Origin of the sequence: Rhodococcus sp. NPDC058521 (assembly GCF_042719695.1) — a bacterium.
In the GTDB taxonomy this organism is placed as follows: domain Bacteria; phylum Actinomycetota; class Actinomycetes; order Mycobacteriales; family Mycobacteriaceae; genus Rhodococcus_F.
Genome location: NZ_JBHXNL010000003.1, coordinates 168,598 through 182,018, shown reverse-complemented (window position 1 = coordinate 182,018; position 13,421 = coordinate 168,598). Strand labels below are relative to the sequence as shown.

The following is a 13,421-nucleotide window of genomic DNA, read 5'->3' as shown; positions in this document are numbered from 1 at the left end:
CTCCGGCGGAGGTTTCATGCTGTTCTCTCGTACCAACTTTGCGCGTGCGGCGAGGGGGGTGGTCGCAGTGGGAGCTGTGGTCCTGACCCTGCCGGGGCTCGCCCACGCGCAGGCACCCGACACCGGATCGGCGTCGGGCTCCGCCGACTCGGGATCCGTCTCGGGTTCATCCGAGACCGGAGCCGTCCATCCCGACAACTACGGTGCCGGCTGCCCCGACGTCATGGTCGTGGCGATCTCCGGGGCCACCGACTCCGAAGTCGACAACCCGCCGCTCGACGAATCCGACCGCAAAGCGTGGTCGAACTGGGTCGGCAACGTAACCGTGCCGACCGGTGAGCGTTTCGCGGACGATCCGGGCACGGTCGGGTGGGCTTACGTCCCCTACCCCTCCACTTACGGTGTCGGTTTCCTCGAACCTGTGCCGACATACCAGAACTCGGTGGCAGCCGGCGTCGCGTCGATGAACAAGATCCTGGACGACAAGAAGAACCAGTGCGGCGACGCCACGGACTTCGTTCTCTTGGGTTACAGCGTCGGCGGCGAAGTGACCGAGCGCGTCGCCCGGGAGATCGGCGGCCGAGACTCCTCCGCGAAGGTGACCGCAGACGACATCTTGGGGGTCGCTCTGGTCGGTGACCCCTACCGTCCGGCAGGCACGCCGTCCATGGGTGAACCCGGGCCGTCGGGTGGTGGATTCATGTCTTCCGAGCCCGCCGACTACGGCAAGCTTGCCGACAAGATCAGCTACGCCTGCCGGCCCTACGACATCGCGTGTGATGCGCCGGAGGAGATCGCCGTTGTCGAACTGGCCCTCGGCGTCCTCGGCCAGATGCACTTCACGCTCGTCGACCCGGGACAGACGGTCGCGGACTTCCGCAACGTCGTCTCCGACATGGCCACCCGCGCCATCGTCCACATCGTTGCGCACGACGACTGGTTCGGATCCGACGAGACGTTCCTCGACGTTCTGCGCAAGGTCGCGGACAAGACCTACGATCCCGACGGGCCGGACGTCGACACCCAGTACACGCCCGAGCAGAAGGCCGCGATGCTGGATTGGGCGATGGGGCCCGGCTCGGACATCGTGAAGGAGAAGCTGAAGGCGGAGGGGCCCGGATTCCTGGAGGACAACCGCGGCATCTTCGAACTCGTCACGAAGCCGTACATCTTCCTGGGGTTCATCCAGCACATGGCGTACTGGAACATCAACCCGAACGACCCCTGGTACTGGGAGAGCGAGAAGATCGTCGACTGGATCGTCTCGCTGGTGGAGCAGGAAGACGTGCAACTCCCCACCGCCTGAGGTTCCCCTGAAAGGCTTCCGTACACAAAACACCCCTGTGAGTGGTTAGCGAGTCCAGAGACTCGTCAACCGCTCACAGGGGCGTAGCCCGCTACTCCTGGCCGACCGTGACGTCGACGTTGTGCACGCCGGCGCCCGTCGGCTTCACCGTGGCGGTGCCGTTGCCGGAGCTCGACAGTGCGCGAATCTTCCAATCGCCGGGAGCGGCGAAGAAGCGGAAGTCGCCGGTGCCGGACGCCACGACCTCGGCCGTGAACTCGTCCGAGCCGTCGAGGAGACGGACGAACGCCCCACCGATGGGCTGACCGTCAGCAGCGAGGACGCGGCCCGTGATGACCGTTTCCTTCTCTACGTCGACTCCTGCAGGCAGGGTCTGGGTCTGAACGGGTGCTCCACACATGATCAGTTGACCTCCAGTTCGATCGGGGCGCCGACGAGCGAGCCGTACTCGACCCAGCTGCCGTCGTAGTTCTTGACGTTGGACTTGCCGAGGATCTCCTGCAGAACGAACCAGGTGTGGCTCGAACGCTCACCGATGCGGCAGTACGCGATGGTCTCCTTCGAGTCGTCGAAGCCCTTCTCGGCGTACAGCTTCTCGAGGTCCTCGTCGGACTTGAAGGTGCCGTCCTCGTTGGCGGTGGTGCTCCACGGGATGTTGATGGCGCCGGGAACGTGGCCGCGCTGCTGTGCCTGCTCCTGCGGGAGGTGGGCGGGCGCGAGGATCTTGCCGGAGAACTCGTCGGGCGAACGCACGTCCACGAGGTTCTTGTTGCCGATGGCGTCGATGACCTCGTCGCGGAAGGCGCGGATGGAGACGTCGGGAGCTTCGGCCTTGTACTGCGTGGACTCACGGGTGACGGTGTCCTTGGACAGCGGGCGTCCGTCGAGCTCCCACTTCTTGCGGCCACCGTCGATGAGCTTGACGTCCTTGTGGCCGTAGAGCTTGAAGTACCAGTAGGCGTAGGCCGCGAACCAGTTGTTGTTGCCGCCGTAGAGGACGACGGTGTCGTCGTTGGCGACACCCTTGGCGGAGAGCAGGTCGGAGAACTGCTGCTGGTTCAGGAAGTCACGACGGACTCCGTCCTGCAGGTCCTTGCGCCAGTCGAGGCGAATTGCACCCTCGATGTGACCGCCGTCGTATGCGCTGGTGTCCTCGTCGACCTCGACGAAGACCGTCTTGGGTGCGTTGAGGTTCTGCTCAGCCCAGTCGGCGGAGACTAGGACGTCGGAGCGAGCCATGGTGTTCCTTTCGATGTTGCTTGCTGTGTTGTGCGAGCGGAGATTGACGGTGGATCGGTATTACGCCGCCGCCTGGTCGGGGATCTTCCTGAACCTGGCGACGAGCGGGTACACACGGCAGCCGAGACAGATGCCGAATGCCGCGTTGAGTAGTGCTGCGAACAGGGCGAACCCGGTGGCGACTGCGCCGAGGAGCCCGGCTCCGAAAAGGAAGCCGATTGCGCCGATCACCGCGAAGAAGAAGCCCACGAGCTGGGCGAACTTCAGCGGTGCGGTCGGCTCGTTCTCGGATGCCGGTCCCACACGCGGCGCGACCAACTTGGCGTAGATGCTGCCGTACGGGCTGCGCCGAGGGCCCAGCGTGGCCCCGAGTGCGAACACGACGGCCTGAGCAGCCAGCAATATTCCGGCTGCGACCAGCGAGAATGTGGAAACGAGGAGGGTGATCACGAGGACAGCGGTGGTCACCCAGGCCGCGAATCGGGGGCCACGGACATCGACCTGATTCGTGGGTTGTGGTGTGGACATTTCACGTACTCCTGCGCTGAGGTTACTGATAGCTGACTGTCTGGACCGAGGCGAACGGCATCGCCGAGCGGCGGTCGATCACCTGAGCAGAACGCCGGATACGGCGGCCGGTGATCAGCAGTAGATACAGCAACAAGCCCCGAGGCGGCACAGATCCACTGCGCGGCGACGGGTGAGCAGAAGCTCGTGGCTGGTGTGCACGGCGACGAGTTTACCTGGTTCTTCAGGATTCGGAATCCGGACCCCACGTCAACGGTGTGAGCGCATCCTCGAGGTCGGTGGCTGTCGGGACCCCGGACACCCGGAAACGCTCTGCACGATTGTGGTCGAGAACGAACGTGGTCGGCAACGACATCACGCCGAGTTCTCGGGCGAGAGCGGGATACTCGTCGATGTCGAGTTCCACCTCGACAGGCGGGATCGCGGTGTCGGACAAACGCGACACGACCTGGCCGGCCACCCTGCGCACGGCAGCGCACGGTCCGCACCAATCTGCGGAGAAGTGCAGGAGTACTGCGTTGCCGGTGCGCACCCCAGCGGATTCCAGGAGTGCGATCCGAGCGTCGGACGGCGACGCGGACTCCTCGATCGCCCGGACCTTGCCCTCACGGGCGCGCACGACGATTCCGACGGCGACCGCTGCTCCGATCACGACGACGAGCAGCACGATCGCAGTCATGACTTCCGTAGTTCCTGCAGGTCGACGACGACGTTCTCGCCGACACCTTCGATGACGATCTGCGAACCTTCGGCGTAGACCTGGGTCGGGATGATGCCGAACGGAATCTCGGTGGTTTCGATGGTGCGGGTGAACAGACCCAGCACGCTCGGGGCGAGATCCGGTGGGATCGTGAAGTCGGCGTTGCCTTCGGGGCCGAAGTAGAAGTCGCTTGCGACGATCTGCACGCGGGAACCGTCGAGGACGAGGTCGGCCTGCACGCTCACCTCGGTATCGATCGGTCCGATGGGGACCGTGCCGGTGAGGACAACGCCGCCGGCGGTCGGCATGCCGGAGCCGCCGGAGCCGCCCGTCCCGTCCGACTTGTCGGCCGGGGGAGCGGATACCTGCAGGTCGGGGATGCCGAGGAACTGGCCGAGAACGGTGGCGTCGATCATCATGCGCCCGGACAGCTTGTCGACGGGGACGGCCTGGACCGTTCCGTCGATGACCTCGGAGGCCGGTGCGTGTGCGCCTTCGAGGTCTGCTTCGATGGTGACCTCGCCGACGAGGTCGCTCTCGACTCCCTGGGCCCGGAACTCGATGTTGTCGTACTTGCCCCCCCAGGCCTGGGTGAGGAACGGGAACCCGTGGATGGTGACTGCCGGGTCCGCATCGAGTTGGCCACCCTCACGCATCTCCCGCGAGAGCCGGTATTCGGCGTACGCCGCAGAGCCGAAGTCGACAACCACGGCCAGGCCGACGACGAGGAGGATTCCGATGATGAGTTTGCGCACGGGACCATTGTGACGGAAGTGCGAGGGCTGACCGCGGGCGACCGTGCGGGTCGGGATGCACAGGTGACCGGTGGTGGCACGCTAGTCTGTTGCAGACCAATGCGTGTTGGCAAGCCAGATGGGAGGCAGTGTGGAGCTGCTGCTTCTGACGTCCGATCCGAACACGGAAGCGGTTCTACCTGCGCTCTCGCTGTTGCCGCATACGGTGCGACCGGCGCCGACAGAGGTGTCCTCCCTCCTCGAAGCGGGTTCCGCCGACGTGGCGCTGGTGGATGCCCGTACCGATCTTGCTGCCGCCCGTGGACTCTGCCGGCTGCTGGGCAGTACCGGTTCCGCCGTGCCCGTGGTGGCGGTGCTCACCGAAGGTGGCCTGGTCGCGGTCAATGCGGACTGGGGCCTCGACGACATCCTGCTACCGGGCACCGGCCCGGCGGAGGTGGATGCTCGACTGCGTCTGCTGGTGGCGCGCAGCGGCGGTGCGGTGAGCCCGGAGGCTTCGGGAAAGATCACGCTCGGTGAACTGGTGATCGACGAAGGCACGTACACGGCGCGGCTCCGTGGGCGTCCACTCGACCTCACTTACAAGGAATTCGAGTTGCTCAAGTACCTGGCGCAGCATGCCGGGCGGGTCTTCACCAGGGCACAGCTGCTCCAGGAAGTGTGGGGATACGACTTCTTCGGTGGCACCAGGACCGTCGACGTTCACGTGCGTCGTCTGCGTGCGAAACTCGGAAGTGAACACGAGTCGCTGATCGGTACGGTCCGTAACGTCGGATACAAAGCGGTGCGGCCGACGCGCAGTAAAGCCGGGTCGGCGCAAACGGCGGGCGAGGGTCAAGACGATCTCTCGTCGGTGGACGTGTAGGTAGATCGAGAGTCAGGCGGTTCGACGTGGCGTGGACGGACAGTGTCGACGAGGACCGAATCGTTCGGATTCGGGAGTTGGTGAGTTCGGCCACCGCAGCGGACGGCACGGCTCCGGTTTCGGAGGATGCCGTCCGCGGTCTCACCGCGACCACCGGTGTCGTGCACCGCGTGGACCTCGACGCCGCCGGTAATGTCGCCGGTTACGCGCAGAAGCGTCTCGGTCACGGCGATCATCCGGACATGTCCGAGGTGGTGGTTGCCCCCGAGAGTCGTGGCCGAGGAATCGGCACCGACCTGGTGTCGGATGCGCTCGCGCAGGGCGGGAAGGGTGCCCAGGTCTGGGCGCACGGAGATCTTCCCGCGGCTCAATCGGTGGCCCGCAAGCTGGGCCTCGTCGGTGCGCGGGAACTGCTTCAACTGCGGAGGCCCCTCACCGCCCCTGACCTTCCCGAAGTGACTGTTCCGGAGGGGATTTCGCTTCGAACCTACGAGGGTCCGGGCGACGATGCCGAGATTCTGCGCGTGAACGCCGCCGCCTTCTCCTGGCACCCCGAGCAAGGTGCCATGTCGGCCGCGGATTTCGAGCAGAGTCGCGGTGAGGCATGGTTCGACCCGGCAGGCCTGTTCCTCGCCTTCGCAGACGACGAGCCGCAGACAATTCTCGGCTTTCACTGGACCAAGGTGCATCCCGCCGAGGTCGGCTCGGAAGCGATCGGCGAGGTGTATGTGGTGGGAATCTCACCTGAGGCTCAAGGGCGCGGACTCGGCCGCGTGCTGACTCTCGCGGGTCTGCACCACCTGAGGAAACTGCAGCTCAGCGCAGTGATGTTGTACGTAGAAGGTGACAATTCCGCGGCACTGCACACCTACGAGCGACTCGGGTTCGAACGCTTCCACGTCGACCTCGCCTACTCGTACCCCGAAAACTGACATTTCGCCCGGCCTGTTCACTCTCCGTTCACCGAACATGGGGTAGCCGGACATGCGCCGCCTTTAGGTTTCTCCGTGGGCAGCGCCGCGCTGCCTGGTGCAGGGTTCAACGATCCGCGCCTCATGTCGCCGTCCGATCGAGGGCGTGACGGTAGCGATTTCCGGAGGAAACCAGGTGAATCTCAAGCGCAGTGGAGCCCTGTTCGGCGCAGTGGCTCTCGGTGCCATGACGTTGGCGGCATGCGGTAGCGACGACAACACCGCGGCCAGCGGAGTCGACACGTCGTCCTCCAACGCGACCTGCGAAGGCAAGGAGAACCTCTCCGCCGCGGGATCGTCCGCCCAGAAGAACGCCATGGACGAGTTCGTGTCCACTTACATCGCGGTCTGCCAGGAACGGGGCAAGACGGTCAACGTCGCCTACAACCCCAGCGGCTCGGGTGACGGCCGCACGCAGTTCATCGCCGGCCAGATCGACTTCGCGGGGTCGGACTCCGCAATCGAGGAGGAGCAGGCCGAGCAGGCCAAGGCGCGTTGCGTCGGCGGCGAGGCATGGAACCTGCCCCTCGTCTTCGGCCCCGTCGCTCTCGCCTACAACCTCGACGGCGTCGACAACCTGGTGCTGAACGGTGAGACCAGCGCAAAGATCTTCAACGGCACCATCAAGAAGTGGAACGACCCGGCCATCGCTGCACTGAACGAAGGCGTCGAACTGCCGGACCAGGACATCACCGCGATCGTGCGTTCGGACTCCTCCGGCACCACGGACAACTTCCAGCAGTACCTCGAGGCTTCGTCGAGCGGTGCGTGGACTTCGGGCGCGGGCTCCGACTTCACCGGCGGTATCGGTGAGGGCGCCAAGGGATCCGCAGGTGTCGCACAGGCCGTGGCCGGTGCCCCCGGATCGATCACCTACGTCGAGTCTTCCTACGCCAAGCAGAACGAGTTGTCGATGGCGCAGATCGACAACGGATCGGGACCTGTCGAGCTCACCGACGAGACCGCCGCCAAGGCAATCGAGGGTGCGGCGTTCACCGGTGAGGGTGTCGGTGACCTGACACTCGACCTCGGCTCGATCTTCGGGACCAACGAAGCCGGCTCCTACCCGCTGGTGCTCGCAACTTACGAGGTGGTGTGCTCGAACGGATACGACGCCGACACCTCTGCTGCTGTGAAGTCCTTCCTGACCAGTGCTGCGAACGAAGGACAGACCAACCTCGCCGAGCAGGGCTACGTGCCGCTGCCCGAGTCCTTCAAGCAGAAGCTGACCGAGTCGATCAACGCGATCGCCTGATTCGGTTCGCCCCATTTCGATTCACCACTGTTCGGACCGCCCGTGACTTTATATTCAGACGAGGAGATTGCGAGCTCACATGAGTGACGCGCCGACCCAGTCATCACCTCGCGCCTCCGGCCCTGTGGACAACAGGGCCGGGGTGGGCGGTCCGAACAGTACTTCGGAGGCCACTTTGGGATCCAGGAAACCAGCCCCCGGCGTCGATGGACCGAAGTCCGGAAAAGCGGTCACCAGACCGGGCGACAGGATCTTCCAGTCGCTGTCCACCGGATCTGCAGTATTCATCTCCATCTTGATCGCCGCGATCGGGGTCTTCCTCGTCTGGCGTGCAATACCGGCGCTGAGCCGCAACGAGGCCAACTTCCTCACGAGTCGTGAGTGGGTTACCCAGAACATCGACGCGATGGCGTTCGGAGTTCTCGATCTCTTGCAGGTCACCGTGCTGGTGTCGCTGTTCGCACTCGTCCTCGCGATGCCCGTCGCACTGGGTATCGCGATCTTCCTGACCCAGTATTCGCCGTCGTGGCTGAAGCGGCCCCTCGCCTATGTGATCGACCTGCTCGCCGCGGTGCCGTCGATCGTCTACGGACTGTGGGGACTGCTCGTATTCGCCCCCGCGATTCGCCCGTTCGCCGTCTGGCTCAACGAGAACCTCGGCTGGTTCCCGCTCTTCGCGACAGGTAGCGGTTCGATTCTGGGTGGCGGGACTATATTCACGGCGGGCATCGTGCTCGGCGTGATGATCCTGCCTGTCATCACCGCGGTCACCCGCGAGGTCTTCGTGCAGACTCCGACCGCGCAGGTCGAGGCGGCCCTGGCCCTCGGCGCTACCCGGTGGGAGGTCGTACGAACGACCGTCATCCCGTTCGGCAAGTCCGGCTACATCAGTGGGTCGATGCTGGGTCTCGGTCGCGCACTCGGCGAGACCATGGCGCTCTACCTCATCCTGCGGACCACCAGCCAGGCGTTCGGATGGTCGCTGTTCGACGGCGGCGCGACCATCGCCTCGAAGATCGCGCTCGGGTACGCCGAGTTCAACAACGACATCCAGGCCGGCGCCTACATCGCCGCGGGCCTGGTGCTCTTCGTGCTGACGTTCGTGGTCAATGCCGCAGCGCGTGCCGTGATCGCCGGAAAGAAGGACTGACATGACCGCGACCCTGGACAAGCCGGTCAAGGCACCCACCTTCAAGGGTGTCGGAACCCGGCGGCGCCTCACCGACCTGACCGCCACCGTTCTGGTGTCGCTCGCCGTGCTCGTCGCACTGATCCCCCTCGCATGGGTGTTGATCACCGCGATCGTGAAGGGCGTGCCGGCGCTTACGAGTTCCACCTGGTTCACACACTCGCTGAGTGGCCTTTCCGCTTCGACGGAAGGTGGTGGCATCTACCACGCACTCGTCGGCACGGTGCTGCAAGGCCTGGTGTGCGCGATCGTGTCCATTCCGCTCGGCATCTTCGTCGCCATCTACCTGGTGGAGTACGCAGACCGGAAGTCAAGACTCGCGAAGACGACCACCTTCATGGTCGACATCCTCAGTGGTGTGCCCTCGATCGTGGCCGCGCTGTTCATATACGCGCTGTGGGTTGCGACCTTCGGCATGCCGAAGTCGGGCTTCGCGGTCGCGCTGGCACTGGTGCTTCTGATGGTCCCCGTGGTCGTGCGCAGCACCGAGGAGATGCTCCGCATCGTTCCGCAGGATCTCCGCGAGGCGTCCTACGCACTCGGCGTGCCCAAGTGGCTGACGATTGCCCGGATCGTTCTTCCGACCGCAGCGCCCGGCATCGTCACGGGCGTCATGCTCGCCCTCGCCCGAGTCATGGGCGAGACCGCGCCGCTGCTGATCCTGGTCGGCTACGCACCGTTCATCAACTTCAACCTGTTCGGTGGCGAGATGGGCACCCTCCCCGGAGTCATGGTCGCCGAGATGAACAACCCCACCGACGCCGGCACCAACCGCATCTGGGGTGCCGCACTCACCCTGATCCTCCTCATTGCGATTCTCAACGTCGCAGCCAAGATCATCGGACACTTCTCGCAGGTGCGCAGCAAGTGATCCAGCCACACCATGTCGTCGATACACAACCAGTAGGGAGCCGGTAATGGCCAAACGTCTGGATCTCAAGGACGTCAACATCTACTACGGAAAGTTTCACGCCGTGGCCGATGTCGGGCTGTCCGTTCCCCCGCGGAACGTCACCGCGTTCATCGGGCCCTCGGGCTGCGGAAAGTCGACGGTTCTGCGTTCGCTGAACCGCATGCACGAGGTCACGCCGGGTGCAAGGGTCGAAGGTTCGATTCTGCTCGACGGCGAGGACATCTACGGCTCGGGCGTCGACCCGGTCGGCGTCCGCAAGACCATCGGCATGGTGTTCCAGCGTCCCAACCCGTTCCCGACGATGTCGATCAAGGACAACGTCGTGGCCGGCCTCAAGCTTCAGGGTGAACGAAGCAAGAAGGCTCTCGACGAGGTGGCCGAGCGTTCCCTGCGCGGTGCCAATCTCTGGAACGAGGTCAAGGACCGCTTGGACAAGCCGGGCGGCGGTCTCTCGGGTGGTCAGCAGCAGCGTCTGTGCATCGCGCGCGCCATTGCGGTGTCACCGGACGTGCTGCTGATGGACGAGCCCTGCTCGGCCTTGGACCCGATCTCGACGCTCGCGATCGAGGATCTGATCACCGAGTTGAAGAAGGACTTCACGATCGTCATCGTCACCCACAACATGCAGCAGGCAGCGCGTGTGAGTGATCAGACGGCGTTCTTCAACCTCGAGGCAACCGGTAAGCCGGGCCGTCTCGTGGAGATCGACGACACCGAGAAGATCTTCTCCAACCCCGGTCAGAAGGCCACGGAGGATTACATCTCCGGACGCTTCGGATAGGCCCGAAACACCAGTGTGGCCCCGCCGGGAAACCGGGCGGGGCCACCTTTCTGCCTGATGGCAGAGCGATTGCGGGCCTACTCGGGGTAGGTGGTGAGATCGTCTGCGCGCTTGACCGTCACGGCTCCGTCGTCGTTCGGGAGTTCACCGGTGACGAGGAAGATGACACGACGGCCCACCTCCACGGCATGATCGGCGAACCGCTCGTAGAAGCGGCCGAGAAGAGTGATGTCGACGGCGGCGGCGACACCGTGCTTCCACTCCCTGTCCATCAACACGCTGAACAGGTGGCGGTGGAGGTCGTCCATCGCCTCGTCTTCCTCGCGCAGGCGGGCAGCCCGCTCGGGATCGCGAGTCTCGAGGACCTCCTTTGCCGCACCGCCGATGGATACGGCGATGCGCCCCATCTCTGCGAAGTAACCGTTCACCTCTTCGGGCAGCACATGGTTGGGGTGTCGCCGACGAGCGATCTTTGCGACGTGGAGCGCCAGTGCGCCCATGCGGTCGATGTCGGCGACCATCTGAATGCCACTGACCACGGAGCGCAGATCGCCGGCAACCGGCGCCTGCAGTGCGAGAAGCGCGAAAGCCTTCTCTTCACACACCGCGCTCAGTTCGGTGATCTTGTCGTGCTCGCCGATCACTTGCTCGGCCAGGGCGAGGTCGGCCTGGAGCAGCGATTGGGTGGCTCGCTCCATGGCGGCACCCGCCAGTCCCGCCATCTCACCGAGGATGTCTGCCAACTCGGTCATCTTGTCGTTGTATGCCACGCGCATGAGGTCACAGCCTACGGTGGTTGGGAGACCAAGTCACGATCAACGGGTGAACGTGGGGTGAATGAGCAGCCGGTCTCGGCGGATGTTCGTCCTGCTCACTCGCAGGATGCGTCACCTGCGTTCACGACGGCGAGGTCCTCCGGGATCTCGGCGACCTCAGCCTTGCCCACCCGGTCCGGGGTCGCGTCCAATTCGGTTCCGGGATCTGCGGGGTACGAGACCGTTCCGCTGTAGTTCGCACCGATCACGACCTCGACAGTTCCGCCGAGTCCTTGTGCCGACTCGAGGATCGCGCCGGGGATCGACGAGGCGACCGTTGCCGCTTCCGCTTCCGAACCGGGCGAGAAGCGGACGACGGTCGACGCGCTCGTCTCCGTGTAGTTGCCGACGCTGATGATCTGGAAGCCGTGCAGTCCCAGATTGTCGGCTGTGTCGGCTGCGACACCGGAGACTCCCGATGCATTCGACACCTGGACGGAGACCGTAGACGGGTCCGCTGCCGAGACGGTCTTCGGCGCTGGCGGCTTCTCCTCTGCCGGCTTCTCTTCGCCGGTCGGCTTCACTGGTTCGGAACGCTCCTCGCCGGGTAGCGGCTCGTCGTCGATGACCGCCTGGAAGATCGCCTTGATGTCGTCCTCACGGGGAATCTCGTTGCCCCAGTCGGTGGTACCGGCGGTGGGCACGGTCAGGAAGGTGACGGCACCGGCGTCCACGTTCTGCAGAGAACGTCCCAGGGTGAGGAGCGATTTGGTGTCGATGTTCTCCACGAAGGTGTCACGGGTGAACGCATTGATGAAGCCGTTCAGCTTGCTCGGGTTGAGCAGGACCTTGTTCGACAGCGCACCTCGGAGCAGTGCCGACAGAAAACGCTGCTGACGGTTGATACGGCCGTAATCGCCGTTGCCCTCCGCCTCGACGTGCCGGGCTCGGACGTAGTTGAGTGCGGTACGGCCATCCAGGCGCTGCGGACCGGTGGTGGGCAGGATCGGGCCGAGAACGTAGTCCTCGAGGGGCTGCGTGTTGCAGATGTTCACGCCGCCGATCTCGTCGACCATCGCTTCGAAACCGGCGAAGTCCATTCCGACGAAGTGACCGATCTTCAGTCCCGACAGCTTCTGGATCGTCTTGACCAGGCATTTCGGGCCACCGAGTGCGTAGGTCGCGTTCAGCTTGTCGCCATCTGCAGCGGGATAGGTCTCGTCGGTGTAATCGCCTGCCGCGTTGTCCCATCCCTGGCAGACCGGACGTTCCACATCGAGGTCGCGAGGGAAGGACACCGCCACAACACGACTGCGGTCGGCCGGAACATTGACCACCATGACGGTGTCGGCGCGCGCACCCTCGGCGTCATCGACGGTGCCTGCGCCCAGTTCTCCGCTGGCACCGGCACGTGTGTCGGTACCGACGATCAGGTAGGTCTCGTCGCCGAGTTGTCCGCCCGCGTCGACGATGTCGGACGATTCGGTGTCGAGTGCAGCGATCTGCTCGAACTTTCCCTCGGTCGAGCGCAGGTACCCCCACACCACGCCGGTTCCGAGCAGTGCCAATACGGCTACGAAGGCAACGGACGTTCGACCGGCCAAGCGAAGTCGACGGCGGCGGCGACTGCGACCGAGCGCGAGGCGGGAGAGGCCCGGGCTTCCGACCACTTGGGGAATGGCCACGGTCTCGGAGTTGTCGGCTGCCCAATCCGACTCGGCGTGGGATTCCGCCGGGGCCTCGGGAGCGGGTGGATCGGTTATCGGTGGATCGACGTGCGGTGTGGACGGCTGCTCGTCCACGGCGGCGGGGATGACTTCGGTGCGGTCTTCGTCGTCGACCTTCTTGACCAGATCGGCGACGGAAAGCGATTCGGTGGGACGTTGGGGAGCACGCCGCCCCAGACGTCCGCTGTCGCGTTTCGAGACGGCCGCAGACCCTTCCGGTGGCTCCGGCGTCTTCGGTGGTTGTGCCCTCCGACGCCTGCCCGTGGTCCGAGATTCGCGGTAGTTGCTGTCGGCCAGAGGTCGTTCCCACGGTGCGCGACTTTCAGGCAGATTCATGCCTGAATCGTGATCGTCACCCACCTGTCCAACCCGACCTCTCCACCGACTCCGGAATGCTCCGCCATCCGACGGATTTCAGTCATAGTACTGATGGAACC

Annotated in this window: 14 protein-coding genes; 7 read left to right on the top strand and 7 right to left on the bottom strand. The window is 64.7% G+C overall.

What is annotated here, in order from left to right; all coding sequences use genetic code 11:
* Positions 1-16: 16 nt before the first annotated feature.
* The gene (locus tag ACFWO3_RS07240) at positions 17-1,306 is read left to right on the top strand and encodes a cutinase family protein (RefSeq protein ID WP_378575452.1); all 1,290 of its coding nucleotides are present in this window, start codon (positions 17-19) and stop codon (positions 1,304-1,306) included.
* A gap of 91 nt (positions 1,307-1,397) precedes the next feature.
* On the opposite strand, the gene ACFWO3_RS07235 is transcribed toward ACFWO3_RS07240, so the two are convergent.
* The 5 genes from ACFWO3_RS07235 to ACFWO3_RS07215 form a co-directional block, all read right to left on the bottom strand.
* Positions 1,398-1,706 carry a DUF1416 domain-containing protein gene (locus ACFWO3_RS07235; protein ID WP_378575449.1) on the bottom strand — a complete coding sequence of 103 codons (309 nt, stop codon included), beginning with the start codon at positions 1,704-1,706 and terminating at the stop codon, positions 1,398-1,400.
* Between the two features lie 2 nt (positions 1,707-1,708).
* On the bottom strand, positions 1,709-2,545 hold the full coding sequence (locus tag ACFWO3_RS07230) for a sulfurtransferase (RefSeq protein ID WP_378575446.1): 837 nt from the start codon (positions 2,543-2,545) through the stop codon (positions 1,709-1,711).
* Positions 2,546-2,605: 60 nt separating this feature from the next.
* Positions 2,606-3,073, bottom strand: a complete 468-nt coding sequence (locus ACFWO3_RS07225) for a DUF4395 domain-containing protein (RefSeq protein WP_378575443.1) — start codon at positions 3,071-3,073, stop codon at positions 2,606-2,608.
* A gap of 223 nt (positions 3,074-3,296) precedes the next feature.
* Positions 3,297-3,752: a thioredoxin family protein gene (locus tag ACFWO3_RS07220; RefSeq protein WP_378575440.1), complete on the bottom strand. Its 456-nt coding sequence runs from the start codon at positions 3,750-3,752 to the stop codon at positions 3,297-3,299.
* Complete coding sequence (locus ACFWO3_RS07215; protein WP_378575437.1) at positions 3,749-4,528, bottom strand: LmeA family phospholipid-binding protein; 780 nt, start codon at positions 4,526-4,528, stop codon at positions 3,749-3,751. The genes ACFWO3_RS07220 and ACFWO3_RS07215 overlap by 4 nt, the downstream gene beginning before the upstream one ends.
* A gap of 130 nt (positions 4,529-4,658) precedes the next feature.
* Between ACFWO3_RS07215 and ACFWO3_RS07210 the strand changes: the two genes are divergently transcribed.
* The 6 genes from ACFWO3_RS07210 to pstB all read left to right on the top strand — a co-directional run bounded on the left by ACFWO3_RS07210 (position 4,659) and on the right by pstB (position 10,502).
* A complete protein-coding gene (locus tag ACFWO3_RS07210; protein ID WP_378575434.1) occupies positions 4,659-5,393 on the top strand; it encodes a winged-helix domain-containing protein in 735 nt (244 codons plus the stop codon).
* 26 nt (positions 5,394-5,419) lie between these two features.
* Positions 5,420-6,325, top strand: coding sequence for a mycothiol synthase (gene mshD / locus ACFWO3_RS07205; RefSeq protein ID WP_378575431.1), 906 nt, complete (start codon positions 5,420-5,422; stop codon positions 6,323-6,325).
* A 175-nt stretch (positions 6,326-6,500) separates the two neighbouring features.
* Positions 6,501-7,619: a phosphate ABC transporter substrate-binding protein PstS gene (gene pstS, locus ACFWO3_RS07200; protein ID WP_378575428.1), complete on the top strand. Its 1,119-nt coding sequence runs from the start codon at positions 6,501-6,503 to the stop codon at positions 7,617-7,619.
* Between the two features lie 79 nt (positions 7,620-7,698).
* Positions 7,699-8,769 (top strand): phosphate ABC transporter permease subunit PstC, encoded by a 1,071-nt coding sequence (gene pstC / locus ACFWO3_RS07195; protein WP_378575425.1) that lies wholly within the window; start codon positions 7,699-7,701, stop codon positions 8,767-8,769.
* 1 nt (position 8,770) lies between these two features.
* Positions 8,771-9,679, top strand: coding sequence for a phosphate ABC transporter permease PstA (pstA, locus tag ACFWO3_RS07190; RefSeq protein ID WP_378575422.1), 909 nt, complete (start codon positions 8,771-8,773; stop codon positions 9,677-9,679).
* A gap of 46 nt (positions 9,680-9,725) precedes the next feature.
* Entirely contained in the window at positions 9,726-10,502 is a 777-nt protein-coding gene (gene pstB, locus ACFWO3_RS07185) for a phosphate ABC transporter ATP-binding protein PstB (RefSeq protein WP_378575419.1), read from the top strand.
* A gap of 77 nt (positions 10,503-10,579) precedes the next feature.
* Here the strand turns inward: pstB and phoU are convergent, their stop codons facing one another.
* Positions 10,580-11,278 carry a phosphate signaling complex protein PhoU gene (gene phoU / locus ACFWO3_RS07180; protein ID WP_378575416.1) on the bottom strand — a complete coding sequence of 233 codons (699 nt, stop codon included), beginning with the start codon at positions 11,276-11,278 and terminating at the stop codon, positions 10,580-10,582.
* Positions 11,279-11,373: 95 nt separating this feature from the next.
* Positions 11,374-13,344, bottom strand: a complete 1,971-nt coding sequence (locus ACFWO3_RS07175; protein ID WP_378575413.1) for an LCP family protein — start codon at positions 13,342-13,344, stop codon at positions 11,374-11,376.
* Positions 13,345-13,421: the final 77 nt, after the last annotated feature.